20 protein-coding genes and 3 pseudogenes are annotated in these 26339 nt (G+C 63.3%); 15 read left to right on the top strand and 8 right to left on the bottom strand.

Annotated elements, in window-relative coordinates; all coding sequences use genetic code 11:
• Nucleotides 1–44: 44 nt before the first annotated feature.
• From ACVW1B_RS21890 to ACVW1B_RS21880, 3 genes are read left to right on the top strand one after another with little or no spacing between them, the layout of a single operon-like run.
• On the top strand, nucleotides 45–1658 hold the full coding sequence (locus ACVW1B_RS21890) for a calcium-binding protein (RefSeq protein ID WP_456822249.1): 1614 nt from the start codon (nucleotides 45–47) through the stop codon (nucleotides 1656–1658).
• A 35-nt stretch (nucleotides 1659–1693) separates the two neighbouring features.
• Nucleotides 1694–3829: a type I secretion system permease/ATPase gene (locus ACVW1B_RS21885; RefSeq protein WP_456823059.1), complete on the top strand. Its 2136-nt coding sequence runs from the start codon at nucleotides 1694–1696 to the stop codon at nucleotides 3827–3829.
• Nucleotides 3816–5264 carry an HlyD family type I secretion periplasmic adaptor subunit gene (locus tag ACVW1B_RS21880; RefSeq protein ID WP_456822248.1) on the top strand — a complete coding sequence of 483 codons (1449 nt, stop codon included), beginning with the start codon at nucleotides 3816–3818 and terminating at the stop codon, nucleotides 5262–5264. The genes ACVW1B_RS21885 and ACVW1B_RS21880 overlap by 14 nt, the downstream gene beginning before the upstream one ends.
• Before the next feature lie 607 nt (nucleotides 5265–5871).
• On the opposite strand, the gene ACVW1B_RS21875 is transcribed toward ACVW1B_RS21880, so the two are convergent.
• Both ACVW1B_RS21875 and ACVW1B_RS21870 read right to left on the bottom strand, forming a co-directional pair.
• Nucleotides 5872–6171, bottom strand: a complete 300-nt coding sequence (locus tag ACVW1B_RS21875) for a hypothetical protein (RefSeq protein WP_456822247.1) — start codon at nucleotides 6169–6171, stop codon at nucleotides 5872–5874.
• 13 nt (nucleotides 6172–6184) lie between these two features.
• On the bottom strand, nucleotides 6185–6703 hold the full coding sequence (locus ACVW1B_RS21870; protein WP_456822246.1) for a class I SAM-dependent methyltransferase: 519 nt from the start codon (nucleotides 6701–6703) through the stop codon (nucleotides 6185–6187).
• A gap of 353 nt (nucleotides 6704–7056) precedes the next feature.
• Between ACVW1B_RS21870 and ACVW1B_RS21865 the strand changes: the two genes are divergently transcribed.
• The 11 genes and pseudogenes from ACVW1B_RS21865 (at nucleotide 7057) to ACVW1B_RS21815 (ending at nucleotide 17185) form a co-directional block, all read left to right on the top strand.
• Nucleotides 7057–7992 (top strand): PAS domain S-box protein, encoded by a 936-nt coding sequence (locus ACVW1B_RS21865; RefSeq protein WP_233475395.1) that lies wholly within the window; start codon nucleotides 7057–7059, stop codon nucleotides 7990–7992.
• Nucleotides 7989–8408: pseudogene (locus tag ACVW1B_RS21860) on the top strand (formyltetrahydrofolate deformylase); the annotation flags it as partial. The gene ACVW1B_RS21865 and the pseudogene ACVW1B_RS21860, both read left to right, overlap by 4 nt.
• A 57-nt stretch (nucleotides 8409–8465) precedes the next feature.
• Nucleotides 8466–9365 carry a bifunctional methylenetetrahydrofolate dehydrogenase/methenyltetrahydrofolate cyclohydrolase gene (locus ACVW1B_RS21855; protein ID WP_456823058.1) on the top strand — a complete coding sequence of 300 codons (900 nt, stop codon included), beginning with the start codon at nucleotides 8466–8468 and terminating at the stop codon, nucleotides 9363–9365.
• Nucleotides 9366–9396: 31 nt separating this feature from the next.
• On the top strand, nucleotides 9397–10152 hold the full coding sequence (locus tag ACVW1B_RS21850) for a M24 family metallopeptidase (RefSeq protein ID WP_456822245.1): 756 nt from the start codon (nucleotides 9397–9399) through the stop codon (nucleotides 10150–10152).
• A 72-nt stretch (nucleotides 10153–10224) separates the two neighbouring features.
• Nucleotides 10225–10639: pseudogene (locus tag ACVW1B_RS21845) on the top strand (aminoacyl-tRNA deacylase).
• Between the two features lie 107 nt (nucleotides 10640–10746).
• Nucleotides 10747–11691 carry an N-acyl homoserine lactonase family protein gene (locus ACVW1B_RS21840; protein ID WP_092090393.1) on the top strand — a complete coding sequence of 315 codons (945 nt, stop codon included), beginning with the start codon at nucleotides 10747–10749 and terminating at the stop codon, nucleotides 11689–11691.
• Between the two features lie 89 nt (nucleotides 11692–11780).
• On the top strand, nucleotides 11781–12746 hold the full coding sequence (locus ACVW1B_RS21835) for an ABC transporter ATP-binding protein (RefSeq protein WP_092090394.1): 966 nt from the start codon (nucleotides 11781–11783) through the stop codon (nucleotides 12744–12746).
• Complete coding sequence (locus ACVW1B_RS21830; RefSeq protein ID WP_092090395.1) at nucleotides 12743–13444, top strand: ABC transporter permease; 702 nt, start codon at nucleotides 12743–12745, stop codon at nucleotides 13442–13444. Before ACVW1B_RS21835 ends, ACVW1B_RS21830 begins: the two co-directional genes overlap by 4 nt.
• A gap of 11 nt (nucleotides 13445–13455) precedes the next feature.
• The gene (locus ACVW1B_RS21825; RefSeq protein WP_456822244.1) at nucleotides 13456–15039 is read left to right on the top strand and encodes a Gldg family protein; all 1584 of its coding nucleotides are present in this window, start codon (nucleotides 13456–13458) and stop codon (nucleotides 15037–15039) included.
• Nucleotides 15040–15077: 38 nt separating this feature from the next.
• Nucleotides 15078–16097 carry a DUF4340 domain-containing protein gene (locus ACVW1B_RS21820; RefSeq protein WP_456822243.1) on the top strand — a complete coding sequence of 340 codons (1020 nt, stop codon included), beginning with the start codon at nucleotides 15078–15080 and terminating at the stop codon, nucleotides 16095–16097.
• Nucleotides 16094–17185, top strand: a complete 1092-nt coding sequence (locus ACVW1B_RS21815) for a HupE/UreJ family protein (protein WP_456822242.1) — start codon at nucleotides 16094–16096, stop codon at nucleotides 17183–17185. Before ACVW1B_RS21820 ends, ACVW1B_RS21815 begins: the two co-directional genes overlap by 4 nt.
• A gap of 168 nt (nucleotides 17186–17353) precedes the next feature.
• Here ACVW1B_RS21815 and ACVW1B_RS21810 read toward each other — a convergent pair.
• From ACVW1B_RS21810 to ACVW1B_RS21790, 5 genes and pseudogenes are all read right to left on the bottom strand, one after another.
• Nucleotides 17354–17806 (bottom strand): annotated as a pseudogene (locus tag ACVW1B_RS21810) (DUF7146 domain-containing protein); the annotation flags it as partial.
• Nucleotides 17807–18027: 221 nt separating this feature from the next.
• Nucleotides 18028–19275 carry a hypothetical protein gene (locus tag ACVW1B_RS21805; RefSeq protein ID WP_456822241.1) on the bottom strand — a complete coding sequence of 416 codons (1248 nt, stop codon included), beginning with the start codon at nucleotides 19273–19275 and terminating at the stop codon, nucleotides 18028–18030.
• A 105-nt stretch (nucleotides 19276–19380) separates the two neighbouring features.
• Nucleotides 19381–19659 (bottom strand): hypothetical protein, encoded by a 279-nt coding sequence (locus tag ACVW1B_RS21800; protein ID WP_456822240.1) that lies wholly within the window; start codon nucleotides 19657–19659, stop codon nucleotides 19381–19383.
• Nucleotides 19656–21263 (bottom strand): amino acid adenylation domain-containing protein, encoded by a 1608-nt coding sequence (locus ACVW1B_RS21795; RefSeq protein WP_456822239.1) that lies wholly within the window; start codon nucleotides 21261–21263, stop codon nucleotides 19656–19658. The genes ACVW1B_RS21800 and ACVW1B_RS21795 overlap by 4 nt, the downstream gene beginning before the upstream one ends.
• A 14-nt stretch (nucleotides 21264–21277) precedes the next feature.
• Complete coding sequence (locus ACVW1B_RS21790; protein ID WP_456822238.1) at nucleotides 21278–22348, bottom strand: LLM class flavin-dependent oxidoreductase; 1071 nt, start codon at nucleotides 22346–22348, stop codon at nucleotides 21278–21280.
• A gap of 259 nt (nucleotides 22349–22607) precedes the next feature.
• Here ACVW1B_RS21790 and ACVW1B_RS21785 point away from each other — a divergent pair, with 259 nt between their 5' ends.
• Complete coding sequence (locus ACVW1B_RS21785; protein WP_456822237.1) at nucleotides 22608–24374, top strand: carbamoyltransferase family protein; 1767 nt, start codon at nucleotides 22608–22610, stop codon at nucleotides 24372–24374.
• Nucleotides 24375–24675: 301 nt separating this feature from the next.
• On the opposite strand, the gene ACVW1B_RS21780 is transcribed toward ACVW1B_RS21785, so the two are convergent.
• Nucleotides 24676–26115 carry an IS1182 family transposase gene (locus tag ACVW1B_RS21780; RefSeq protein WP_456823057.1) on the bottom strand — a complete coding sequence of 480 codons (1440 nt, stop codon included), beginning with the start codon at nucleotides 26113–26115 and terminating at the stop codon, nucleotides 24676–24678.
• Nucleotides 26116–26339 lie beyond the last annotated feature (224 nt).

Genomic DNA, 26339 nt, shown 5'->3' with positions numbered 1-26339 from the left:
AAGTATCGGTCAAGGGGCATGAAACCTCTGGAAGGATGACGACCATGGCTATCAAAGCTGGCTTTTCTCCGACCACCGGCCTGCTGTCGGTGTTCGACGACAATCTCAACAACTCGATCACCGTGAGTCGCTCCGGGGCCGGAACGATCCTCGTGAATGGCGGCGCGGTCCCGGTCACGGGGGGCACCTCGACGGTCGCTAACACCTCCTTGATCCAGGTGTTCGGCACCGGCGGCAACGACACAATCGCGCTGGACGAGGCCAACGGTGCACTCCCGGCAGCTCAGCTGTTCGGCGGCGCCGGCAACGACGTCATCACCGGCGGCTCCGGCAACGATCAGCTGTTCGGCGGCGCGGGCGACGACACCCTGATCGGCAAGGGCGGCAACGACCTGCTGTTCGGCGGCGGAGGCAATGACACGCTGGTTGGCGGCGCGGGCGACGACCAGATGTTCGGCGGCGCCGGCAACGATCTCATGGTCTGGAATCCGGGCGATGGCACCGACCTGATGGAAGGTGGCGACGGCATCGACACCGCCCAGGTCAACGGCGGCAACGGCGCCGAAAGCTTCACCCTCACCGCCAACGGCTCCCGCGTACGATTCGATCGCATCAGCCCGGCGCCGTTCTCGCTCGATATCGGCACCACCGAGAACATCGTGCTCAACATGAATGGCGGCGACGACGTCTTCACCGCCGGAAACGGCCTTTCCAGCTTGATCAAGCTAACCGTAGACGGCGGTGCGGGCAACGACTCCATCACCGGTGGCGACGGCAACGACACGCTGCTCGGCGGTGACGGCAACGACACCATCATCGGCGGCCGCGGCAACGATCAGCTGTTCGGCGGCGCGGGCGACGACACCTTCGTCTGGAATCCGGGTGACGGCAGCGACAAAGTCGACGGCGGTGACGGCAACGACACCCTGGTGTTCAACGGCGCCAATGTGACCGAGAACATGACCGTCTCGGCCAAGGGCAGCGGCGCCACCCTAACCCGCGACGTCGGCACGGTCTCGATGAACCTCGCCGGCATCGAGACCATCGATGTCAATGCGCTAGCTGGTGCGGACACCATCACCGTCAACGACCTGACCGGCACCAGCGTCAGTCAGGTCAACATCGACCTCGGCGGTAATGACGCGCAGCCGGACACGGTTGTGCTCAACGCGACCAACGGTGACGACGCGATCAATGTCACCGAAAGCAACGGCGTCATCACGGTGACGGGTCTTGCGACGGACGTGACCATCTCCAATGTCGGCGCCGGCGACCGTCTCGTCATCAACGGCCTCGGCGGCGACGATGTGATCTCGGCTTCCGGACTGCGCAACGGCATCCTGCTCACTGCCAATGGCGGCGGCGGCGACGATGTCCTGATCGGCGGGAACGGCAGCGAGATCCTCAGTGGCGGCGCGGACGATGACATTCTGCTCGACGGCAGCCCGCAGAATGTCCTCGATGGCGGTGCGGGACACAACGTCGTGATCCCGGGCGCGGCGCCAGGCCTCGCGCATACGGCGGCGGCAAGCGCGAGCTTGCTCGGCCAGTTCATGGCGTCGAGCTTCGTCTCGGCGGGAGCGGATCACGGCGCGATGCCCGTCGCCGAGCCGCCGTTGAGCCAGCAGCCGCAGCTCGCTCAGCCGCACGCCGCCTGACGCCGACGGCGTCGTCCTGGAGAACAACCATGAGCATCGAAACCAATGGTGTGAGACCGACCGACCCGGGTCTCGAAATCCTCGTAACGCTGCTGCATCTCCAGGGCGTTGCGGCCGATGCCGGACAGATCGGGCATCGGCTGGGAACGGACAGGATCGGCGCAGCGGATATGCTCCGCTGCGCCAGGGATCTCGGCCTCAAGGCCCGTGCCTACCGAACCGATTGGTCACGGCTCGGCAGCACGCCCTTGCCCGCCATCGCGTCCCTGCGCGATGGCGGATTCCTTCTCCTTGCCAAGGCAGATGCGGACCGGGTGCTGGTGCAGTCGCCGCTTGCGCCTCGGCCAGCATTGATGTCACGGGACGAACTCCTCGCCATCTGGGATGGGCAGCTGATCCTGATGACCCGACGTGCCGGATTGTCCGACATGGCGCGGCGATTCGACATCAGCTGGTTCGTCGCCGCGATCCAGAAATACCGGCATCTGCTGGGTGAAGTGCTGGTCGCCTCATTCTTCCTGCAACTGCTCGGCCTGGCTTCGCCGCTGTTCTTCCAGGTGGTCATCGACAAGGTGCTGGTGCATCGATCGCTGAGCACGCTCGATGTCCTCGTGCTCGGGCTGGTGACGATCTCGGCTTTCGAGACCGTGCTGGGAATTCTGAGGACCTATTTGTTCGCGCACACCACCAACCGCATCGACGTCGAACTCGGCGCACGGCTGTTTCGGCAATTGCTGGCTTTGCCGATGGCCTATTTTCAGGCGCGTCGCGTCGGCGATTCGGTCGCCAGAGTTCGCGAGCTGGAAAACATCCGGAGCTTCCTCACCAGTTCGGCGCTGACGCTGCTCATCGACCTGTTCTTCACCTTCGTCTTCGTCGGCGTGATGTTCTTCTACTCGCCGCTGCTCAGCTGGATCGTGCTGGGCTCGTTCCCATTCTATATCGCGATCTCCGCCGGAGCGACGCCGCTGTTCCGGCAGCGGCTGGACGAGAAATTCCGCCGCGGCGCCGAGAACCAGGCCTTCCTGGTCGAGAGCGTCACCGGGATCGAGACGGTCAAGGCCATGGCGGTCGAGCCGCAGATGCAGCGGCGCTGGGAAGAGCAGCTGGCGGGCTATGTGGCTGCGAGTTTCCGGGTCCTGAGCCTCGGCAACAGTGTAAGCCAGACGGTGCAGCTCGTCAGCAAACTCGTCACCGCAAGTATCCTCTACTGTGGCGCAAGGCTCGTGATCGACGGCAGCCTTTCCGTGGGCGAGCTGGTCGCCTTCAATATCCTCACCGGCAGGGTGAGTACGCCGGTGCTGCGTCTTGCGCAGCTCTGGCAGGATTTCCACCAGGCGCGCCTGTCGATCGCACGGCTCGGTGATATTCTTAACACCGCCGCCGAGCCGACCTATTCGGCGGCGCGGGCGCGGCTGCCGGCGATTCGGGGGGACATCAAGTTCGACCACGTCTCGTTCCGCTATCGCGTGGACGGGCAGGAAGTCCTGCGCGACGTCTCGTTCGAGGTGCCGGCAGGCCAGATCGTCGGCGTTGTCGGACCTTCCGGGTCCGGCAAGAGCACGTTCGCCAAGCTGGTCCAGCGCCTTTACGTTCCGGAACGCGGACGCGTGCTGGTCGACGGAATGGATCTCGCGATGGCCGAGCCCACCTGGCTGCGCCGCCAGATCGGCGTCGTGCTGCAGGAAAACATGCTGTTCAACCGCTCGGTGCGCGACAACATCGCGCTTGCCGATCCGGCGATGCCGATGGAGCGCGTGATCGCGGCGGCGCGGCTTGCAGGCGCGCATGAATTCATCCTCGAACTCGCAGAAGGCTATGACACCATGGTGGGCGAACGCGGTTCGACTCTATCCGGCGGCCAGCGCCAGCGGATCGCCATTGCGCGGGCCCTCGTCACCGACCCGCGCATCCTAATCTTCGACGAAGCGACCAGCGCGCTGGACTATGAGAGCGAACGAATCATTCAACAGAACATGAAGGATATCGCCAACGGGCGGACCGTGCTTGTGATCGCGCACCGGCTGTCGACCGTGCGGACGGCGGACCGCATCGTGACGCTCGATCGCGGCCGCCTGGTCGAGGATGGCAGCCACGACACATTGATCAAGACCGGCGGCCGCTATGCGTCGCTGCATCGGCTGCAGGGAGGATTCCATGAGGTCGGCTGAACTCGCGGCGCCTAAACCGTCAACGCAACACGTGATCGCGTTCCGCAGTCCGCGAGGGAGGCGCCGCGAAGAGCTGGCGTTTCTCCCCGCCGCGCTTGAAATCGTGGAGACGCCGCCATCGCCGCTCGGTCGCACGATCGGCAGTACGATCGTCGTCTTGTTCTGCCTGGCTCTGGCTTGGGCCTGGTGGGGCACGATCGATATCGTCGCGTCGGCCACGGGAAAAGTCCTTCCCAGCAGTCGCGTCAAGATCATCCAGCCGTTCGAGACCGCCGTCGTGCGCTCCATTCGGGTACAGGACGGCCAGGTGGTCAGGGCCGGCGATGTCCTGATCGAGCTCGATCCGACCGCGAACGAGGCGGAGCGAGATCATCTGCGCAACGACCTCCTTGCCGAGCGGCTCAATATCGCACGTTTGCGCGCGGCGCTTTCGGAGAATCCAGCGGCCGATTTCATGCCGTCGGCCGGCGTAGATCCGGAGCTGATCAACACGCAGCGTCAGCTGCTGCTCAATCAGGTGACGGAGCATCGCGCCAAGATCGCCGCGCTCGCGCGACAGCAAGCTCAGAAGGAAGCCGAACTGGCCACGACAGGGGCGACGATCCACAAGCTGGAGACCATCATTCCGGTCATTCAATCACGCGTCGATATCCGCAAGATGCTTGTGGAGAAGGAACTGGGCTCGAAGCTGACCTATTTCGAGGTGTTCCAGCTCCTGGTCGAGCAGCAGGAGGAACTCGTGGTTCAGACCAGTCGCTTGCACGAGACGGAAGCGGCCATCGCAGCGATTCGCGAGACGCGCAGCCAAGTGGCAGCGGAGTATCGGCACACGATCTCCGACGACCTCGCCAAGGCCGAACAGAAAGCGAGCGGGCTCACCCAGGACCTGATCAAGGCCGAGCAAAGAACGAAGCTGCAGCAGTTGACGGCGCCGGTGGACGGCGTGGTGCAGCAGCTTGCGGTTCACACCGTTGGCGGCGTAGTGACGCCGGCGCAGCAGCTGCTTGTGGTGGTGCCGAGCGAGAGCCGGCTCGAGATCGAGGCCATGGTGTCGAACGGCGATATCGGCTTCATCCATGCCGGACAACAAGCCGAAATCAAGGTCGATACTTTCAATTTCACCCGCTACGGCCTGTTGCATGGCGAGGTGCTGTCGGTGTCACAGGACGCCGTGATCCACGACCGCCCGCAGGATCGCGCCGGCGATCGGGCGCTGGGTACGGCACGCGAGAGCAGCGAGCCGAAAGGCCAGGAACTGAACTACAGCGCGCGAATCTCGCTCGATTCTACCCAAATGCAGATCGACGACAGAATGGTCAATCTGTCGCCCGGCATGGCCGTCACGGTGGAGATCAAGACGGGATCGCGGACCATCCTGAGCTATCTGTTGTCGCCGCTCCGCCGCTATCGGCAGGAAACTTTGCGGGAGCGCTAGCAGGCAGGGCAATGTTCGCACTGATTTCGGCAAGGCCGTTCAAACGCTGGAATAGCTCGATCTGGTGTTGTCGGCGGCGCTGTTTGGCTAGACCAACCGGCTGATGCACGCGCTCGGCGAACCGCGGGCGTGACGACGGCCTGCTGGAGCATGATGAGGTCGGGTTGAATCGGTCTCTCGACCGCCGCGCTGCACTCCTTGCGAGCGGGAGCCCACCGACTTCGCTATGACCATTCAACCTGATCGCATCGCGCTCTACGCACGCACTCATAAATCCGGGATGTCCGCCCTTGAGGCAGAGCAGACTCGCAGCCCTGACCGAATGGGCTCGCCTTGTGGCCCTGGCCGTGTGAAAACGTCGATGCTTTTCTAAGATTCCCTGGTCATTGTGTGGGGGGAAGCTGATGAGGCGCTTCGTGAAGCAGGCGGATCGTGGACAGTGGACGCTAGCCGACCTTTCTTAGAATGCCCCCAATGTCCGCAGCCGGGAGGGAAGCCGACCAAAGTCGAGCGGGGCGTCGTGGTCGGCTTTTGACCATCCCGGACGTCGGCCCCAACCCGCAAGCGCCAGCGAAACCTTCATTTGAACATCGGCTATGTCCGACCACTATGCTCCCTTCACCGCACTGGCGAGGTGTGCCTTTATCGGAAACTTTAGCCCATCATCGGCGGCATGAGACGTCAGCGCGTCTTCTACCTCGCTGACCAAGACCCTACGGGTTTCATCCGAGACTTTGGCCACATGGCCTGAGAGCGGCGATCCGCGCACATAGTCCTGCACGAACCGCGAAACTGACGGAAAACGAACGGTTCCTGCAGCCGACTCAATCGTTATGTCGCTGAAACCTTCCGCAGCCACAAGCGCGCGTAGCTGTTTGGCATCGGCGAGCGCAAAAGGAGCGCGCATTATGCTCGCCGCCTCAGTGCTGACGTGCCGCGAAAGCGCACCGGCTAAGGCGCTGAACCCAGGACTGTATTGGATGTCCTGCCACACCATAAAGCCGAGGCGGCCGCCAGGTACCAGCACGCGATACATCTCGCGCAGTGCGGCGGGGTCGATCTGGAAAGAACTGGAGTCCCAATTGGCAGTACACGACATCGAATGTCCCCGCAGGCAGAGGCATGTTCGTCGCGCTGGCCTCTTGCCACGTGATCGGTGCGCTTGTGGTCGGGCGGGCAGCTGCGATTGAGGCGGCGACCGCCAGCATACCGGGATTCAGGTCGAGACCGGTCACGCTCCCGGCGGGGCCTACTCGCTGCGCGGCGAGCCGCGCCACAACGCCGGTACCGCATGCAACGTCCAATACGCGCTCACCTGCTCGCGGGTCTGCGAGTGCAACTACGAGCGGTGCCCAAGGTGCGAAGACAGCCGGAACAAGGGCGTCCTCGTATGTCTCAGCGGCATTTCCAGCTACTTGCCATTGTCCTTCGTCAACCATGGCCTATCCTTGATAGCCACGTCCCCCGCTCGCTTCCGTGTGAAGCTAGCACATCGAGGGGGGCAGCAGTCGCGGCCCTTTAGCGCACGTGAACATCGCAAAGTGCTCGATCTGAGGCGTGTACTCATAAACGTTGGCTTGCGGTCATAAAGCGGAAGTCGCCCGGTCTGACCGCCAAGGGCGGCTTTTGACCCAGCGGAAACGTCGCAGCTCTTTGCGTTTGGTGTTATGATTGGGCACCAACGGCGGTGCAGCATCTGGGTTTCGGGGAGCGGCCATTGGGGCCTAAAAACGAGTCGGGATTTCAACTCAAGCCGTTGGCCAGCGAGCGAGCTCTGGAGCGCGCTGAGCGATTGGCCAATCTTCTGGCCTCCATCGTCGAGTCCAGCGACGATGGAATTGTGAGCAAGAATCTAGATGGCATTATTACGAGTTGGAACAAGGCGGCCGAGCGCATTTTCGGTTACTCGGCCACGGAGGCTATTGGTCAGCCCATTACACTCGTGATTCCGCAAGACCGGCTCAGCGAAGAACGGGAGATTTTAACCCGCATCCGACGAGGTGAGCGCATCGACCATTTCGAGACTGTCCGGCGACGTCGGGATGGTAGCTCAATCATCGTTTCGCTAACTGTTTCTCCTGTCAAAGACGCCCACGGCAACATCGTCGGCGCATCAAAAATTGCTAGAGATATTACCCAGCAGAAGCGAACTCAGGAGCAGATTAGCATTCTGGCTCGCGAGGCGGAGCATCGAAGCAAGAACATCCTTTCTAACGTACAGGCAATTATCAACCTTTCTCAGTCCGACACCTCCGAGGGCCTCAAGGAAGTGATCAGCGGGCGCATCCAAGCGATGGCAAATGTTCACTCGCTGTTTGTTGAAACGCGGTGGATAGGAGCCGAAGTCTCGGCGATCGCCAAGCAGGAGTTTGCCCCTTACCTCGAAGAGAGTCACCAGAAGCGGATTGTGATGGAGGGGCTGCAGACGGTGTTAGAACCCATCGCTGCGCAGGCGATTGCTGTTGTCCTGCATGAGTTAGCAACCAATGCTATCAAGTATGGAGCGCTATCCAACACAAGAGGCCGGATAGAATTGGCCTGGTCGCGCGCCGAGGATGGACAGCTGGTGCTCCGCTGGACCGAACTGGGCGGACCGAGGGTAAAGGCGCCCCAACGCAAGGGATTTGGTAGTCGGCTCATCGAAGGGACGATCAATCCACTTGGCGGGAAGGTGCTGTTTGACTGGCGCGCGGAAGGGCTGGTTTGCGAAATCGCCGTTCCGACGTGAGATGCCAATCCAAGGACAACAAGCCGAAAGCGGAAGCTCAACTTATCGAGCTGGTTGACCAGACCGGGACCGAGCTCATCGTGTTGGCGCGGTACATGCAGGTGCTGTCCGATGGGCTCTGCAAGCGAATGGCCGGCAAGATCATCAACACCCATCATTCCTTTCTTCCGTCATTCAAGGGAGCCAGCCCTTATCGACAGGCTTATCAGCGCGGCGTGAAGCTCATCGGCGCTACGGCTCACTACGTTACGGCTGATCTGGATGAAGGGCCGATCATCGAACAAGACATCGTTCGGATCACCCACGCACAGAGCCCTGATGATTATGTGTCGCTCGGACGCGACGTCGAGAGCCAGGTCCTTGCGCGTGCCATCCACGCCCACATTCATCACCGCACGTTCATCAACGGCAGCCGAACGGTGGTATTTCCGGCCGGGCCCGGGAGTTACGCATCGGATCGAGTGGTTGACGCAATGGCAAACATCATCAACGGAAAAAGCGTCGCCGCGTCGGTTATCGATGCGGTCAAAGCCGATGCTGCGCGGCTTGTGACCGAGGCAGGAATTATGCCGGGTCTTGCTGTCATTATTGTTGGTGACGACCCGGCGAGCCATGCCTACGTCGGTGCAAAGAGCCGGATGGCCAAGGAGTGCGGCTTCCATTCAGTTCAGCACACTCTCCCGGCAGAGACGAGCCAGCAGGAACTGGCGGACTTGGTCGCGTCGCTCAATTCCGACTCTACGATCCATGGGATCCTCGTGCAGCTCCCGCTGCCCAAACCTCTGCAGTCCGATCCGATCATACAGGCGATCCGACCGGAGAAGGACGTGGACGGCCTTCACGTCGTCAACGCCGGCAAATTGGCGGTGGGGAATCTGCAGACCGGGTTGATTTCGTGCACGCCGGCGGGCGCGATGCTGCTGATACGCTCCGTACACGGCGACGACCTCTCGGGGCTAAATGCCATTGTCATCGGGCGTTCAAATCTGTTTGGAAAGCCGATGGGGCAGCTGCTGCTGAACGCCAATGCTACTGTCGTGATGGCGCATTCTCGCACTAGCCAGCTGGCGGCGATGACCGGCACAGCTGACATCGTTGTGGCAGCTGTCGGCCGGGCCGAAATGGTCAAGGCCGACTGGATCAAGCCTGGCGCGACCGTGATCGATGTCGGTATCAACAGAATTCCCGCACCTGAGAAGGGCCATGGAAAGAACAAGCTGGTGGGCGATGTGGCATTTCAGGAGGTCGCCCAGATCGCCGGCGCGATCACGCCGGTGCCGGGCGGAGTGGGGCCGATGACTATCGCCATGCTGATGGCCAACACGGTTATTGCGGCTGCACGCAGCGGCGGACTTAGCCCGCTCAAGTTGTAGAGCTAAGGCGTATGTCGGCTGTTTGGTCCAGATGAGGGGCAATCGGCTGGCTCTTGCGGCGGCGCAGGCGGTCGAACATTACGAAATCGCCCCGGAACTGACCAAGCTGCGCACGGCTTCCGATCTCGTGATCGCGTCCATGCTCGACGTCATCGCCCACCACGGCCCCGGCACCACCAAGCGGCAGCTGTTCGATGCGCTGAAGGTCGCGGAGGTCAAGCGCGGCTTGACGTTCGAATATTGCCTGCTGGCGGCAGGCACGAGCCACAACCGGGCGCCGTCGGAGCAGCGCTGGGAGCAGGGCGACGTGTTCTCGCTCGATTCCGGCGGCAATTATCACGGCTACATCGGTGATCTCGCCCGCATGGCCGTGCTTGGCGATCCCGACCAGGAACTGAAGGATCTGCTTGCCGAGATCGAAGCCGTGCAGCGCGCGGCCTTTGCCGTGATCAAGCCCGGCGCCATGGGCGGCGCGATTTACATCGCCGCGGAACGCGCGCTGAAGGAGACGAGCCAGCGCGACCACGCCGAGTTTCTCGCCCACGGCATGGGCCTCGTCAGCCACGAGGCGCCGCGGCTGAGGGCGACCGGCCCGGTTCGCTACGACGCCTATGATGCGGAGCGGCCGCTCGAGGCTGGCATGATGATCTCGGTGGAAACCACAATGAAGCATCCGAAGCGCGGCTTCATCAAGCTCGAGGACACGGTGGCCGTGACCGCAACCGGGCACGAAATCTTCGGCGAAGGCGGCCGCGGCTGGAATTTAGGTGGCACGGCGGTGCGGTAAAAACGCTGCTAGCGTGGCAGTGGTCCGGCCGCGAACTCGGTTTACCTCTCCCATAGGGCTACGGGAGCCGCCGTGCAGACATATGTTTATGACCCCGACGCCGAGAGCATCGGTCTGCAGGCCGCTTCCGCACTTGGCGAGGATCCGGCGCGCGTCCTGAAGATGCTGATGGCGCAGGCCGACGGCAAGCCGGTCTGCGTGATCGTGCCCTCCGACCAGGAAGTCTCGATGAAGAAGCTCGCCGCCGCTGTCGGCGGCAAGTCGGCGCAAATGATGAAGCCGCCGGAGGCCGAGCGCCTCACCGGCTACAAGGTCGGTGGGATCAGTCCGTTCGGGCAGCGCAAGCCAATGCGCACCGTGTCGAGCAGCGCGCGCTGGCGCATGATCAGGTCTATGTGAATGGCGGCCAACCTGGCTTGCAGGTGCGCCTCAGGCCACCGATGCGCGCGACGTCCTCAAGGCGGCCCTGGCCGATATCATCGCCTGACCACGCCAGCAGGCCACGCCAGTTGCGATGCACAAAGGTGGAACCGCCCCGCAGTCGAATTTGTCTGCAGGCTCGCGTGCATTGAGCCTGCACAGCCGCACCAGATTATGGTAGGGTACATTTATCCGCTTAAAAAAGTGCGTCGAAACAGGGAGGACGACATGCGGGTGATTGCGTCGAAGGTCCTTGGCTCGCTGGCCGCAGGACTTTTTTTTATGTCGGCTGCCGCCATGGCCGCTGATCCACCGAAGGAAATGAAGCTCTACGTCTTCTCCTCAGGGGCGCTCAATCTCGACAAGTCAATCATTCAGAACGGCAGTAGCGGCAAGGTCCAGATCCCCGTCGGCTTTTTCCTGATCCGGCATCCCAAGGGCGACGTTCTGTTCGACTGCGGCAACAACGACCGGATCATCAAGGACCCCGACTATTGGGGCCCGTTCGTGAAGGCGCTCGATCCGGGCCGCGATCCCGACATCGCCATCGACGCCCAGCTCGCCAAGATCAATGTCAAGCCGTCCGATATCAAATACGTCGTGCTCGGCCATTTCCATGTCGATCACGCCGGCAATATCGGCAAGTTCCTGGACTCGACCTTCGTGTTCCAGCGTGACGAGATCAGGAATGCATTTTGGCCGGCGCCGGGCTACGCTACCTTCTTCATCTCCGACGACTTCGCCATGCTGCGCAATAGCGTCGGCGGCGGCATGCCGGCCAAGTACAAGACCATTGAGCTCGACGGCGACCTCGACCTGTTCGGCGATAACAGCGTCTTCATCCATCGCACAGTGTCGCACACGCCGGGAAGCCAAATCCTAGTCGTGCGGCTGCCCAAGACCGGTACGGTGGTGCTGACCAGCGACGCAGTCTATCTTCAGGAGAATCTGGACAAGAACATCTTGCCGAGCATCGGCAGTGTTTATGATCCGGTCGGCATGCTTGATGCCTATGCCTGGGTGAAGCGGGTTCGCGACACCGAGAGTGCCGACATCATCTACGCCCACGATCCTGATACGTTCAAGGCGCACAAGCACTCGCCTGAATTCTACGAGTGATTGGCGGTGCCCGCATCGTCCTTTGACTAGTCATCCCGGGCCGTCGCGCCCGGGATTGTATTCGGTGCTCCCAAAGGAGCACTCGGCAGATGGGTGTCCAGAAAGCCATGCTTCCGGCTGTCTCTCCGGTCGTTCTGGTCGAGCGCGTCACGAAGTGGTACGGGCCGAGGCGTGCCGTCGCCGACGTCTCCTTCGCGATCGAGCCGGGCGAGATCGTTGGCCTGCTCGGACCTAACGGTTCCGGCAAGAGCACGATCTTCCGCATGCTTACGGGATATCTCGTGCCGACGAGCGGACGGATTACGGTCGCCGGCCATGACGTCGTCGAAAACGCCCTCAGCGTGCGTCAAGCCATCAGCTACGTGCCGGAAGACGCTCCCCTCTACGATCACATGCGCGTCCGCGAATTTCTGCATTTCATGGCCGGCATCAAGGGCGTCCACGGTGCGAAGGCGAGGGCGGCGGTTGATGAGGCCGCCACGCGCCTCGACCTTGGCCGCGTCATGAATCTCACGGCCGGCAAGCTGTCGCGCGGCTTCCGTCAGCGTGTCTCGATCGCACAGGCGCTGCTGGGCGATCCTCGGGTTCTAGTGCTGGATGAGCCGACCAGCGGCCTCGATCCGCATCAGGTGATTACCGTGCGCGACCTGATTCAGTCACTGGCCAGCCAGCACACCGTGCTGATGGCGTCGCACATCCTGCCCGAGATCGAAAAGATCGCCTCGCGCGTGATGATCCTGCTCGACGGGACGCTGCTGACTTCCGATGCGCTCAGGGATGCCGCGCCGGACCTCAGGCTAGGCTTGTCAGCAGATGCATCAGCCGACGTCATTCGCGGCGTCGCCGGCGCGGTCGCCGGCGTGCGCGGGGTCGTTGCCGATCCCGAAGTTGTCGGACGTTTCCTGGTGACCGCAGAGCGCCGACCTGCGCTTGCGGCGGACCTCATATCCACGCTGGTCGCAGCTGAGATTTCGGTGCGGGAGCTGACCGAACTGCGGCCCGACCTCGAGCGGGTGTTTCTCGACCTCACGCGGCGGCCGGAGGCGGCTGCATGAGAAGCTTTGGCGTGCTCTTGGGCAAGGAAGCGACGGCGCTGTTCTCCTCGCCGATCGCCTACGTGCTCATGACCGTGTTCCTGCTGATCATGGGCTACAGTTTCACGCTGACGCTGTTCCTCAGCCACCAGCCCAGCATGGTGCACGTCTTCTTCCAGACGTTCGTGCTGTTCATGTTAACCGCGCCGCTGATCACGATGCGTTTGTTCGCGGAGGAGCGGAAGCTCAGGACGCTCGAGGTGCTGCTGACCTCGCCGGTCTCCGAGGTCGCCATCGTGCTTGCGAAATTCCTCGCCGCGATGAGCCTGGTCGTGGTCATGCTGCTGCTCTCCGGCGCCTATGCGGCTGCGCTCGCCTGGTTCGGCGACCCCGATTTCGGCCCGATCTACAGCGGTTATCTGGGGCTGTTGCTGTTCGGCGCGGCACTGGTCGGGACCGGTTTGCTCGCCTCTGCGCTCACGGCCAATCAGGTGATCGCGGCACTAATCTCGCTCAGCGTGTTTCTCCTGCTCTGGATCATCGACAATTTCGGCTGGTTGCTGCCGAGCCCGTTCGACACGCTGGTGGTAAACCTATCTCTGTCGGTGCATTTCCGTCCCTTTGCTGTCGGCTCCATTTACCTGTCCGACGTGGGCTTCTTCCTCAGCGTCACGCTGTTGATGCTGTTGTTGACGGTCCGCGCGCTGGCGCGGCGGTGAGAGGGGACGAAATGCCCGGCCTCCTCAGATCAAACATTGTCCTTCTTGCCGTCGTCGCCGGCGCCCTTGTCTGCGTTGCGCTTGGCTTTGCGGGTCTTGGTGAGACGACCGCGAACAGCCTGCTGTTCTGCGCCTGCATTCTCGTGCTGCTCGCGCTCTTCATGCTTGCGGTTCGGCTTCCCCTGCGCGGCACGGGGGCGCTCAGGTCGGCCTGGTTTGCAAACGCGTCGATTGTTGCCGCCGCGATCGCCGTCGTGACCGGGGCGAACATCGCACTCTATCGGCACGACGTGCATCTCGACGTCAGCCGCGAGGGACGCAACACGCCGCCTCAGCAGCTCACCGACGTGATCGCGCAATTGCGCACGCCGCTGGCGCTGACCTATTTCTACAACGCCAGCGATGCCAATGCGGTCAATGTCAAGGAGCTGGTCCAGACCGCCGCACGAAATCATCCGCTGCTCGTGTTCCGTGCCATCGATCTCGACAAGGAGCCGGGCCTTGCCCGCGATCTCGGGGTGCGCGCCTACAACACGGCAGTGCTCCAGGCCGACGACCGCAAGGTCCTGGTCGAGAATCTGACCGACCCCGCGCGCCTCGGCTATGCAGCGCTGCGCGTGCTGCGCAAGCGGGTGGAGACGGTCTGCTTCGTCACAGGTCATGGGGAGACGTTCCGGCCGCTGCCCTCGCATTTCCATTTCAGCCATGTCGAGACCTTGAAGGGGCACGAGACGCTCGGCGCGGGCGACGTGCTGGAGGCGGCGCCCGAGCAGCTCGACCGGCTCCAGCTTGCCCTCGACCAGATCGGCTTCCAGATGCGCGAGATCGTCACGGCGACCGCCTCCGGCATTCCGCCGGACTGCTCGGTCGTCGCGGATGTCGGTCCGCGCACTGGGGTCGCCGCGAACGAGGCGATGCTGCTCGCGAATTACGCAAAGGGCGGCGGCAGGCTTCTGCTGTTGCTTGATCCGTTGTCCCAGATCGACGGTGATTTCGAGCAAATGCTGCTCAAGCCCGTCGGCCTATCGAGCGAGGCTGCCGTCGTGATCGATCCGCTCAATCATTTTCGCACCGATGCCGACAAGGTTGCGGTGCCCTACTATCCACCGCATCCGATCACCCGCCGCCTGGCGCTGACCGTGTTTCCGCAGGCACGACCGATCGTGGCGGCGCAACCGCCATCCGGTGTCAGTTCGATTGTGGTCGCGGCGAGCAGTCAGGACAGCTATCTGCGCTCGCCCAGGACTGTCGCCGCGGCGACGGACGCCCGCGGCGCCCGGCCGCTCGCGGTCGCCCTCGAAGGCGTCTGGCCGGGCGGTGCGCCGGACAAGCGGTTCCGCATGGTCGTGGCCGGCACCAGCAAGATCGCGAGCAACGAATATTTCCCCTACGTCTCCAATGGCGAGCTGGCGCTCGCCACGCTGCGCTGGCTCGCCGAGGACGATGCCACGCCGAGCGTGGCTCCGCAGAGCTTCAAGCTTCCGGAGATCGTGCTGACCAGCAGCCAGATGCGCGACACTTTCATCGTGCTGGAAGTGCTGCTGCCGCTCAGCACGGGATTGTTCGGCGTTGCAATGTGGTGGAGGCGACGGTGAGGGCGCAGCTTGCCGGCGCTGACGCGTCGCGATGGCTGATGACGCTCGTCACCGCAGTTCCGGTGACGCTTCTGACGCTGCTGGTCCTCAGCGGGCACTGGCCGGAGCTGCGCAGCAAGGTCGCATTTGTGCCAAAGGGCCTCGTCACCATCGCGCCGGCCGATGTGTGCAGAGTGGAGATCCGTTCGGGCGGCGATGGCGTCGTCCTCCTGCGCAAGGCCGGCGCATGGATGATCGAGGGGCAGGACGCCACCGTGCCCGCCGGGCTCGGCAGACATCTCGAAACCGCGCTGCGGCTCGTCACCGTCAGCGAGCCCGCGCGCGAAATCCCCGCAGCCGAGCTCAGCCCGGCAAGCTTCGCGACGTTCGGCCTGGATCCCCCGGCAACCGTTGCAGTGATCGAGGCCGCCGATGGTTCGATGACGTCTGTGAATGTCGGAGCACTCAATCCGGCGAGCACGTCCTATTACGTTCGCGTGGCCGGCCGCCCCGCAATATACTTGATGCCGCGCCATGTCGGGGAGGAGTGGCACGTCGCGTACGATATGACGCGCCGCCTGCGCGGCTCAGGCGGTGCAGATGCGCCAAGCCGCGGCAAAAGCCTGGTGCTGCCGGTGTCCATGGCGCAGGTGTGGGCGCTCGAAATCGTCTCCGCGGGCAAGCTCACCCGCTTCGAGCGCGATCCCGGCGGCAATTGGTTTCGTCACCTCGGCCAGCACAATCACGCTTCCGGCACCGTTGTGCATGTCGCCGATCCTGAGCAGGCGTGGATCATCGACGCAGCGCTGCGCGCATTCGATACGGCCGCCATCGAGACCCGCGTCGGGCAGGCTGATCCGTCGCAACTCGCGCGCTATGGGCTCAATCTGCCTAGTCTGATCGTGCTGGCCTTCGCGCGCGATGCAGCTGCGCCGCTGGCAAAGCTCGAATTCGGCGCCCCCGCCGACAGTCTCGAGCGCTACGCACGGCTTGCCCCCGACGGTGCGGTGGTGACCGTGGCCGAGTTCGAGATGCGCCGGTTGACGGAGCTGTTGCGCGCGGTCGGAGCGGGATCATGAGGTGGCAGCCTCTACTGTCGCTCGGCGTGATCCTTCTCGGCTTCTATGAACCGGCACGGGCGCATCAGGTCAATCTCTCGACGGCGCGACTAGCGCTAATGGCCGAGCGTTCCGTCAGCATCGAGGTGACGCTCAAGGGCAGCGATGTTGACCGGCTCGTCGGCACCAAGATCTATGACGTCAAGGAGGACGCCGTCGATCCGGCTGCGGTCGAGGCGGCTACTGCGTCGATCCTGGCCTATGTGAGATCGCATCTCTCCGTGACCGGCGCCGACGGAACGGTATGTTCGGCCGGGACAGCCGCGATCCTGGCGGACGGCGACGGCGTCATCTATCGCAACAATTTCAACTGCGCCAATGTCGCCGGCGAGATCGTCTACCGCTCCACGGTGCTCACCGAAAAGGATCCCAGCGCGCGCCAGGTGGTGTTGGTTGCGCAGCGCGGGACCGAGGCGCAGGCGCTGCTGGACGCGGGCAACACGACCATCACCCTGTCGGCGCCGACGCCGCCGCTGTGGTCGACGATGCGGCGCTATCTTCTCACCGGCATCGAGCACATCTTTCTCGGTTACGATCACATTGCCTTCCTCGTCGCAGTCGTTCTGTGGGCGCGCCGACTCATTCCCGTCATCAAGATCGTCACCGCCTTCACCATCGCTCATTCCATCACGTTGTCGCTGGCGGCACTCGGTATCCTCGTCATTCCCAGCCGGATCGTTGAGCCCGCGATCGCCGCCTCGATCGTGATCGTGGCGGTGGAGAACTTCTTCTCGCGCGACATCGAGAGGCGCTGGCGCGTCACCTTCCTGTTCGGCCTGATCCACGGCTTTGGCTTCGCCGGCGCGCTCCAGGAGGTCGGCCTGCCGCCCAATGCGGTGGTACCGGCGCTCGCCGCCTTCAACATCGGCGTCGAGATCGGTCAGGTCATGATCGTCGCGATCGTGCTGCCGCTGCTTGGCTTGGTCGATCGTCTGTTCGCTGCCGACCGCACCCACCCGGCGCGAGCGGCGAGCCTGGTCTATGCGGTGTCTGCAGTGATCAGCCTGTTCGGCGGCTATTGGCTGCTCACGCGCGTGTTCGAGGCCTGATCCGCTACTGCTTGATGCGCCTGAGGGCGTGCGGGTCGGGTCTGAAGCGGATTGGGCGGCAGCTGGGCTGCAGCCACGCACGGGAGAAGCCCGGCCGGGTGTCGACGGGCACTTGGCAGGACGTTCTTTCGATTGAAGGCGGATATGATCAGCACGAGCGGCGCGGAGTTTTTCGAGGGCCCGAGCACCGGCCCGATCGGCATCACCGAAGTATAGGACGGATCGGACGATCGGCGGCAGGGCGACAGCGGGCAGGCGTTCGGCGCTGGCAGCGGCCCAGTCCGGCACGGCGAACAGGGCGCGAGCCGACAGCCCACTTTCCAGACCTTCGGCCACGCGCATCGTCGCGGCGGCGGGACCGCAGCGGATCGCGGCGCCGAGCGCGGTGCCGATCATCCGGCGCCACCAGCTCGGCTTTGCGCGGGGGCGCGGCGGTAGATAGCCCAGCGTCGGCGGCAGCTGCGCGGCCGCGAGCCCGCGGGCCTCGAGATAGGCTTCGGCCGGCGTTGCGGCGAGCGGCTGGGCCTGCCGCCAGATTGCGCGGGCGAGATCGGCCGACGTGTTCGCACCTGGCCTGGTGGGCGGCTGAACGGCGCCGGGCGCCAGTGGGATGCGCGGCATGCAATCAGGTAGCCGCCACCCGTGGCGATCCCGCGCCGGCCGGCGACAATCGTTCGGGGCGGTCCAGTTGCGAACGATTCGCATAATCTTCATTAAGGTGATCATAAAGGCCGCGTTCGCTTTACCCTGAAAAGGCGACATAGAAGCGATCTGAATGCACGTCGGCCTTGGGCATCAGCACGCCGCTCGCCTCGTTCCGCCGCGCGGGTTGAAAGGAGTCGTCACGGCAGTAGCGTTGCGTCGCCGTCGAATGGGCCGGCGTACCAGGCGTTCTCGTCCGCGAGGGCGCGGGCCAGGGCCTCGTCCGTCGTCTTGTAGACGAGCGGATCGGTCGGGTAGCTCCTGACGTAGGGTTTCCATCTCATCATGATCCGCCTGATATGTCCGGCCACGCCGACCACCTCGAAGAGATGACCGCCCGAAGCGACCGCGTTCGAATACGCCGCATCAAGTAGCGCCTCGGTCACGTCCGGGTCGTCCTGCTCCACCAGAATGTCGGCAAGCATCGACCGTCGCAAGCCGGTCTTGCGGTCGACCGCATGAAGGACGACAGCATACCCCGCCAAGCGCTGGAATCGATGGCAGCAGAGCACGGCAACCGTCGAAGAGCTCCCTGGGAGCGTGAAGTGCCACCTGAGAGAGGCGGGGCTTCGGTCCGCCAGCAACCGAGGGGCCTCGCGCAATTTGCGCCGCCACAGTGCTTCGAATTCGTCCCCGATGTTCTTCACATCGATTTCCGTTATTTTGCTCATCAGACGGCCCCGCGGTCCGCGACGGAGCGAATCCAGCCGCAGTACCGACGAGGCAAGGAAAGTCCCGACCGCCTCCATTCCGCTCCCGCGGCCGAACTTCGCTGCAAGCGCCCGCGCGAACTGATGAACATCCAGGATCCAGAACAAAATCTTGTCATAGTCGGGGTCAGGCAACGACCTCGCATGAAGGGCTTTTGATTGATTGACCACGGATGCGGTCGAGTGCGTGATCACAAAGAGATCGACATCTCGCTGCCGGAAGAACGAAGCCAGCAGGCCGATGCAGCGAGTGCGGTACGAGGGGTCGATCACCAGGCCAGCGGCTGTCGCGGCGATTATCGTTCGGCTTTCGAGCTGGTAGAGGACCGGAATGTTTCCCTGGTACCCGACAATCCCCTGCTCGGTCTCCAGCACCCATCCCATGCTGGGCTGCGATTTTGCGGCGACCAATGCGGGATTCTGCTGCCAGAGCCGCTGCCAGTTCTCCAGGCTGTCTTTCGCAAGTCCCCCGCGTTCTTTCAGCTTCGCGACGCTTTCGAAATCCGCGAACCGGACCTCTCGCTGCTTGGCCGGCGCCAACGCGCTTCCGGTCAGCGGCGCCGATACGGTTTGACGGGACGCGGGACGCCGTCGGCTTTTTAGGAGCCGGAGCAGGATGTCGGCGGCATGATACTTGGAGCGCGTCAGAATTTGCGCCCGCGTACCGGTCTGCACCATCAACCTCTCCCTAACCCGAATTCACTTCCCATCCCGGCGCCCGTCCAATGTGCGAGCCCAGTCACCGGGATATCATGGTGGCGATGACCCGATCGCCCCTTGTCGCTACCGAGGCTGTGTCAATTGCTCCGACACGAACAAGCATAAGGGGCCGATCAGCGTCATCCGTTCGGGGTCGAGATTCTCGAAATCGATTTCCCTGTCGAAGTGCTCGCCCGCCGCCATCATCATCTCGACGAAGGCTAGGGAATCGAGGGCCCCCGACAGCAGCAGGTCGTAGTCGTCGGGAAGATCGCGCAGCGGACGCAGTCCGCGGTCCTCCAGCTTGCGGTTGAGGAAGGCTCCTAAGAACGAGCGGACGTCGTCCGGGGTCGGAAGGTTCATTGACCGTCCCCCAAAAGCGCCGGCATGGACTTGCGGTCGTATTTGCCGTTGGCGTTGCGGGGCAACCGACTGCGGACGTGCCATCGTCTGGGGACCATGTAGTCGGGCAGGCGGGCGGCGACCGCCTCGCGCAGCCGGTCGAGATCGACCGCCCCTCCTTCGATGAGCACTTCGATGCCGACATAGCCGCTCGACGTGATGGGCCAGCCGATCGCCACGACGCCGTCGACGCCTGAGGCCTCGCGCACCACCGCCTCGACCTCGCCGAGTTCGACCCTGTGCCCGAGGATCTTCACCTGGGAATCCATGCGGCCGAGATGGGTCAGGGGACCGTCGCCAGCGGGCCGGCGCACACGGTCACCGGTACGGTAGAATACGTCTTCCCGTCCAGGCGGGACAACGAAGGCCGCAGCGGTCTTCTCGGGATCTTTCCAGTAGCCGAGTGACATCTGCGGACCGCGCATCAGCAGTTCGCCATCCGCGCCCGGCTCGACCTCGTTCAGACGCTCGTCAACGACGAGCACGTCCATTCCCGGGAACGGAGCGCCGATCGGCACAATTCCCATCTCCGATTCGGCTAGCGCGCGGTTTGGATCACATCGATAGCCGGTGCATGCGATGGTCAACTCCGTGGGTCCATAGACGTTTTCCACGACACTGTTCGGCGCGGCCATCGTCCAAGCCTCGACGGAACTGACGGGAAGCGGCTCACCGCAGAACAAGCTCAGCCTGAGCGAGGGAAACCCTCCCGGCTTCAGGAGGCCGGACTGCTTCATTAGGGCGACCATCGAGGGCACCGAGAACCAGACCGTCAGCCCCTGCTCGCGGATGAATCGCCCCGGATTGATCAGGGTCTTCTGCGAGGGACAGCAGACGCACGCGCCGCGTTCCCACGCCACGAACATGTCGGAGGCCGACAGGTCGAACGTCATGTCAAACGTTTGCGAGACAACATCCAGCTCCGTGATGGTGAAGCGCACCGCGACATGATCGACATAGGCGACGACGTTGCGGTGCGCAACCATCACCCCCTTCGGGGTTCCGGTGCTGCCGGATGTGAACAGTAGATAGGCGATCGCGTCCTCGCACGCCTCCGGCTCGCGCCAGTCGGTGTATTCTTCGAGATCGGCCGCCCCGACGACGACGTGCCGTGGCCATCGTTCGCGATAGGGGTGCGGATCCTTGAGACCGAGCGCGATCACGAGCAGCCGTTCGTCCACGCCCTCCATGAGCGCGTCCATCTGCGGCAAGGATTCTGCGTCGACGATGATTGAGCGGCACTCCGAACGGACGAACATCGATTTGGTCCGCTCGACCGGGAACGTGCGGTTCAGCGGCACGTAGCCGTTCCCCGCAAGAAGCGATCCGAGCACGCCGGCGAACGCTGTTGCGCTGCGATGCGCGAACACGGCAGTCAGGGGCGTCCATGACACCTCGCGATGGGCCTGGATGCAAGCCGCGATGCGGACGGCAACCTCGCGAAGCTGCCGATACGACAGCGATGCGCCCTGCGCAACGACGGCAGGACGGTCGGGAAACAGCTCTGCCGAGCGCAGGAAGCCTGTCCACAGCCCTCGCCGTGATCGGTCCGTGCGCAACTCCATCGAGCGATCCTCGTTTAGCCTGCCAACCCCTGACGCGCCGAATCGCGAAGAACGGACGCTTTCCGACGCCGGGCTTTCGTCAGCGCCAATCCGAAGACCTCGCCCGTGTGGACTAGTTCCTCGCGTGTGGGCGGGATGTCCAGGATGAACGTTCCGTAGCCGGCCGCGGCGTAGCGCGCGAGTTCGTCGGAGACGACACTGTAGTTGCCGACGAGATACGGGCAGAAGGTCTTGTAGTTTTCGAACGGGACGAGCCAATAAGGCGTATCCTGAGCGGCCGTCTCGGCCGCAAGATCGGACATCTGCTTGTGCCACGCCGAATCCGAAACCTTCATGGCCAGCTTGTGCGCCAGTTGTCCCTTCTTGTCCGTGGGGAAGCGCTCGTGCGCGACCCGCCAGGCCTCGTCGGCGCTCGGGCGGGCGATGATGCCGACGCGCACGCCCGAACCCGTGCAGTCGGCGGCGTCCGCCGGTCCGTACTCTGCGGACGGCTTGGGATATCTCACCGGCGTCGCGCCCAGCGCTTTGGCGGCCGCGAGCCCCGCTTCCGAGGAGCCCGACACGAACACGCCGGGCAGCAGCTCCGGCGGCAGCGGCGGCGTCATCCTGAGATTCCGGACGACATTGAATTCCCCTTCGAGGGTCACCGGCTCGGCGTTCTCCAGCAGCAGCTTGATGATGCCGGTGTACTCGACGAGCCTAGCGTACCGCTTGTCGTGCGCCGTCGCGTCGCCGAGCGCCGTCAGCTCGGTCGTGTAGCCGCCCGCGACCATGTTCAGATAGAGCCGGCGTCCGTACATATGCGCCAGCGAACTCACCATCTTCGCGATGCTGTACGGATGCATGTAGACGGGCTGCACCGCCACCAGCGGACAGAGCTGCTTGGTGCCCTGCAAGATGACCTGCGAGACGAGCCAGGGATCGACCAGGGAATTCTCCGTGTAGACTAGGATCCCCTTGCAGCCTGCCTCTTCGCTCCAGCGGGCTATGGCCTGCACCCGTTCGACATAGTCAGCCGCCGGGACCGTGCCGGATTGCGGGCACGTGCTAAAGACTTCAAAGCGGATATCGGAAAGCGCATCCATCAGCCACCTCCATCCAAAAAGGCGCAGGAACGCTGTGGGTTGGTGGAGTACTGTGCGTCATATTGTAGCAGATGCTCGCGAGGTCCCCCGACGCAAAGGTGGTACTCCGTCGAGCGATGGGAACGGATGCGCGGCCGACTATTCCGGGGGCTACGGCACTGCACTTTTGTGGACCTTGAATTCTCCGGTTTCTCTGCAACGATGTCGCGGAACCTGCTCGAATTTCGCTTGCGCGTGATCCGTCGAGGGGTTGTTGAATATGGCGAAAGTAATCGGCATCAGTGGATTCGAGAGCTCGATCCCCTTCAAGAAGAAGCACTGGCCGGGGCTGGAGGAACGCGAATATCGGATCTCGCAAGGCCACGATTCGGCTGCGGTGCTGGTGGTCGACGGCAGGATCGTCGCCGGTGCCGCCGAAGAGCGCTTCAGCCGCAAGAAACATACCGGCGACTTCCCGATCGGCGCTATCAGCTACTGCCTGGAGACCGCTGGCCTGAAGCCGGCCGACATCGACGCGATCTCTCACGGCTTCGACTATTCCCCTTACAAAGCCGCCTTCATGCTCGATCCGACCTCCGCCCGACAATACAGGGAGGTCTTCTCGCGCGAAAAACTGCTGTCGCAAGTAGACGAGCACCTGCCCGGATTTCCCGCCAGCAAGGTCCACCACGTCAATCACCATCTGTCCCACGCCGCCAGCGCCTACTACACCTCCGGATGGGACGATTGCCTGGTGGTGGTCCTCGACGGCATGGGTGAGGTCCACGCCGTCAGCGTCTATCACGCGCACGACAGCGAGATCGACAAGCTCGCAGAGATCACCGCCCAGGATTCGATCGGCATCCTCTATTCCACCCTGACGCTGCATCTCGGCTTCGATTTCAACTCCGACGAATACAAGATCATGGGCCTCGCGCCCTACGGCGACCCCGCCCGCCACCGTCCTTTCTTCGAGCGCACCGTGGAGCTGCGCGACGACGGGCTGATCAGGATTCCTCTGCTTCGCCTCAATACCGAGCGCCACGATCGCGAAACCTACGGTGCGACGCGACGACATCTCGACGAGCACCTGATCCCGGCCCGCGCGCCCGACGGCGACGTCACCGACGACCACCGCGACGTCGCCGCGGCGCTGCAGGAATGCCTCGACAGAGTCATGCTCCACATCTGTGGCCATTTCGGCCGCAGCACCGGCCTGCGCAGGCTCGCGATGGCGGGCGGCGTCGCGCTCAACTGCACCGCCAACGGCCGCCTGCTGCAGTCCGGCCTGTTCGACGAGATCTACGTTCAACCGGCCGCCGGCGACGACGGCTCCGCGCTCGGTGCCGCGCTCTGGTCGGCGTCGCGCGACCGCGGCGTGGAGAACGTCCGGATGCCGGTCCCCTTCCTCGGCCCCGCACACTCGCAGAGCGAGATCGACAGGGCGCTCGCCGACACCGCCGGCCGCATCGAGATCACGCGCTTTCCGGATCTGGACGAGACCTGTGCGGTGGCGGCCAGGCTCATCGCGGCCGGGCGCGTGCTCGGCTGGTACCGCGGACGCATGGAATTCGGCCCCCGTGCCTTGGGACACCGCAGCATCCTGGCCGATCCTGGTCATCCGGAGATGCGGGATCGCATCAACGCTATGGTCAAGATGCGCGAAGCCTTCCGCCCGTTTGCGCCGGCGGTTACCCTCGAGCAGGTCGAGAACTGGTTCGAGGTGCCGAAAGGTCTCAAGCTTCCCTACATGATCATGACCGCCGACGTGCGCCCCGAGCATCGCGCCGCGCTGCCGGCGATCACCCACGTCAACGGCTCGGCCCGCGTGCAGACGGTCGACGCCGGGGACAATCCAGAGTTCCACACGCTGTTGCAGGCCGTCGGCCGGGCGACGGGCCGCGAAATGGTGCTGAACACGAGCTTCAACGTGAAGGGGCAGCCGATCGTCAACACCCCGCGCGAAGCCATCGACACCTTCCTTAGCACCGGCATCGAGTATCTCTTCCTCGAAAACGTGCTGGTCCGCCGCGCGGGACAGAAGTAGCCAGAGCAAACCAGCCGGCGACGGGGAAAGTCGTGCGTCCAGCGTGGAAGCGACGGCGAACGTCTCAGCCATTGCTCGACGTCTTAAACCGCAAATTCATCTGCTCTATTCCGAACGAACCCCACAGGAACGCGCTGAATGCAATTGCGTTTGCTATGAACTTCGATGTTCGCGTTTGGCGGTCTCGTTGAAAATCCGCCTCTGCTGCAGGATCGTCATACGTGAGCTTGAGCGAAGCTTTCGCAGTGGGTCTTGGTCGTGTAAAAACGCCAGTCCCGAGGCAGTCGGGACTGGATTGGTGTCATGCCGCGATCGCAGCCATCAGCGGCTTGATCCCGACGATGTTCATGACCCGTGTCAGATTGTAGGCCAGGACGGAGAGCGCCATTTCGGCCGCCACTTTCGGAAGCGTTTTGGTGAGGAAGTGTGTCGCTCCCATGCGGGCCTTCATGGTGCCGAACGGATGCTCGACAGTTTCGCGGCGCTGACGCATGGCGTGCGGGCTTGCATCAAGGCGCTGCTGCACAGCCTCGAGCAGATGCTCATGCTCCCATGGCGTAATCCGCCGTTCTGACCCAGGCGTGCATTGGGTCTTGAGCGAACAGCTTTGACAGGCCGTGGTCCAGTAGCGCCGCAGCACCTTGCTGTCTTCTTCATTCGTATAGCGATATGATAGCCGCTCCCCGGCCGGGCAGCGATAGACGTCCTCCTCTGGCAAATAGGCAAAGTCCTGTTTACCGAAGCGTCCGTCTGCCTTAGCGCCGGACGTTAGCGGTTTGGGCAGAGTTACCGTGATGCCCGCTTCGTGGCACGCAAGGATCTCTGGGCTGTTGAAGTAGCCGCGATCGGCTACAGCTTCGAGCGTCTCAGTCTTCAGAACAGCCTTCGCCCGCTTGGCCATATTGGCAAGTTGTGCCCGATCCGAGCCGCTGTTCGTCACCTCGTGCGTCACAATCAGATGGTGTTCGGTGTCTACGGCGACCTGTACGTTGTAGCCGACAACACCAGAGCCGCGCCCGCTCGTCGCCATCGAGCGGCTGTCGGGGTCGGTCAGGGAGATTTGCTGGTCGGGTGACGCAAGCATCTGCTTCTCGTAGACGGCAAGCTTGCCCATTTCCTCCTTCAGTTTCGTCAGCTTCTCGGTAAGCCTCGTCACCTTCGTGGCCAGGGCCTCGGTCGGCTCCTGGCGGTCGGCCGTGTCAAGTTGGCTCAGATAGCGCGCGACGCTCTCCTCCAACTGAGCACGCCGTCGCTCCATCTTCGCGCGCGTGAAGTTCCTGTCCCGGTTGTTCACGGCCTTGAACTTGCTGCCATCGATGGCGACGCTCGCCGTCGCCAGCAGACCCATCTCTCGGCAGAGTTCGACGAAGCGCGCACATACCCTGCGCAGCGCCAGGCCGTTGTCCTTGCGGAAGTCCGCAATCGTCTTGTGATCGGGAGCGAGCCGACCCAGCAGCCACATCACCTCGACGTTGCGCCCGGCCTCTCGTTCCAGCCGCCGGCTCGACTGTACCCGGTTCAGATAACCGTAAATGTAAAGCTTCAGGAGCACCGAGGGATGGTACGACGGCCGACCGGTGGCCGCCGGCTCCACACCCTCAAAGCCCATCTCAGCCAAACCGAGCGCATCGACAAATACGTCGATCACGCGAACAGGGTTGCTCTCGTCAATGAAGTCATCGAGGCATTCGGGCAACAGCGACCGCTGTCCACGATCCGCCTCTTCAACGAAGCGCCTCATCGATTCCCCCAAAGAATCACAGGAGAATCATAACAGCAGCCCAGCGTTTTCACACAGCCAGGGTCAAAAGGCGACATCGTTGGTCCGGCGAAGCGCTCTTTCGCCATGTTAGTATGGCTGAACCTGGTCGACTGGGCGGCCTTGATATAGATCAAATCGCGATGACCGGCTCAGGAGGCGGCCTTTTTATCGCGGCTACTTCGCTCCTTTTGAAGCAGCTCCAA

It is taken from the genome of Bradyrhizobium sp. USDA 4502 (assembly GCF_054063355.1).
This window is presented reverse-complemented; position numbering and strand designations above follow the sequence as displayed.

What these genes read in the sequence shown, in the direction of transcription:
- ACVW1B_RS21890 (WP_456822249.1), top strand. Translation starts at nt 45, where the DNA reads ATGGCTATCAAAGCTGGCTTTTCTCCGACCACCGGCCTGCTGTCGGTG.
- ACVW1B_RS21880 (WP_456822248.1), top strand. Translation starts at nt 3,816, where the DNA reads ATGAGGTCGGCTGAACTCGCGGCGCCTAAACCGTCAACGCAACACGTG.
- ACVW1B_RS21875 (WP_456822247.1), bottom strand. Translation starts at nt 6,171, where the DNA reads ATGCGCGCTCCTTTTGCGCTCGCCGATGCCAAACAGCTACGCGCGCTT.
- ACVW1B_RS21870 (WP_456822246.1), bottom strand. Translation starts at nt 6,703, where the DNA reads ATGGTTGACGAAGGACAATGGCAAGTAGCTGGAAATGCCGCTGAGACA.
- ACVW1B_RS21855 (WP_456823058.1), top strand. Translation starts at nt 8,466, where the DNA reads ATGGCAAACATCATCAACGGAAAAAGCGTCGCCGCGTCGGTTATCGAT.
- ACVW1B_RS21850 (WP_456822245.1), top strand. Translation starts at nt 9,397, where the DNA reads ATGAGGGGCAATCGGCTGGCTCTTGCGGCGGCGCAGGCGGTCGAACAT.
- ACVW1B_RS21840 (WP_092090393.1), top strand. Translation starts at nt 10,747, where the DNA reads ATGGTAGGGTACATTTATCCGCTTAAAAAAGTGCGTCGAAACAGGGAG.
- ACVW1B_RS21835 (WP_092090394.1), top strand. Translation starts at nt 11,781, where the DNA reads ATGGGTGTCCAGAAAGCCATGCTTCCGGCTGTCTCTCCGGTCGTTCTG.
- ACVW1B_RS21830 (WP_092090395.1), top strand. Translation starts at nt 12,743, where the DNA reads ATGAGAAGCTTTGGCGTGCTCTTGGGCAAGGAAGCGACGGCGCTGTTC.
- ACVW1B_RS21825 (WP_456822244.1), top strand. Translation starts at nt 13,456, where the DNA reads ATGCCCGGCCTCCTCAGATCAAACATTGTCCTTCTTGCCGTCGTCGCC.
- ACVW1B_RS21820 (WP_456822243.1), top strand. Translation starts at nt 15,078, where the DNA reads ATGACGCTCGTCACCGCAGTTCCGGTGACGCTTCTGACGCTGCTGGTC.
- ACVW1B_RS21815 (WP_456822242.1), top strand. Translation starts at nt 16,094, where the DNA reads ATGAGGTGGCAGCCTCTACTGTCGCTCGGCGTGATCCTTCTCGGCTTC.
- ACVW1B_RS21805 (WP_456822241.1), bottom strand. Translation starts at nt 19,275, where the DNA reads ATGGTGCAGACCGGTACGCGGGCGCAAATTCTGACGCGCTCCAAGTAT.
- ACVW1B_RS21800 (WP_456822240.1), bottom strand. Translation starts at nt 19,659, where the DNA reads ATGAACCTTCCGACCCCGGACGACGTCCGCTCGTTCTTAGGAGCCTTC.
- ACVW1B_RS21795 (WP_456822239.1), bottom strand. Translation starts at nt 21,263, where the DNA reads ATGGAGTTGCGCACGGACCGATCACGGCGAGGGCTGTGGACAGGCTTC.
- ACVW1B_RS21790 (WP_456822238.1), bottom strand. Translation starts at nt 22,348, where the DNA reads ATGGATGCGCTTTCCGATATCCGCTTTGAAGTCTTTAGCACGTGCCCG.
- ACVW1B_RS21785 (WP_456822237.1), top strand. Translation starts at nt 22,608, where the DNA reads ATGGCGAAAGTAATCGGCATCAGTGGATTCGAGAGCTCGATCCCCTTC.
- ACVW1B_RS21780 (WP_456823057.1), bottom strand. Translation starts at nt 26,115, where the DNA reads ATGAGGCGCTTCGTTGAAGAGGCGGATCGTGGACAGCGGTCGCTGTTG.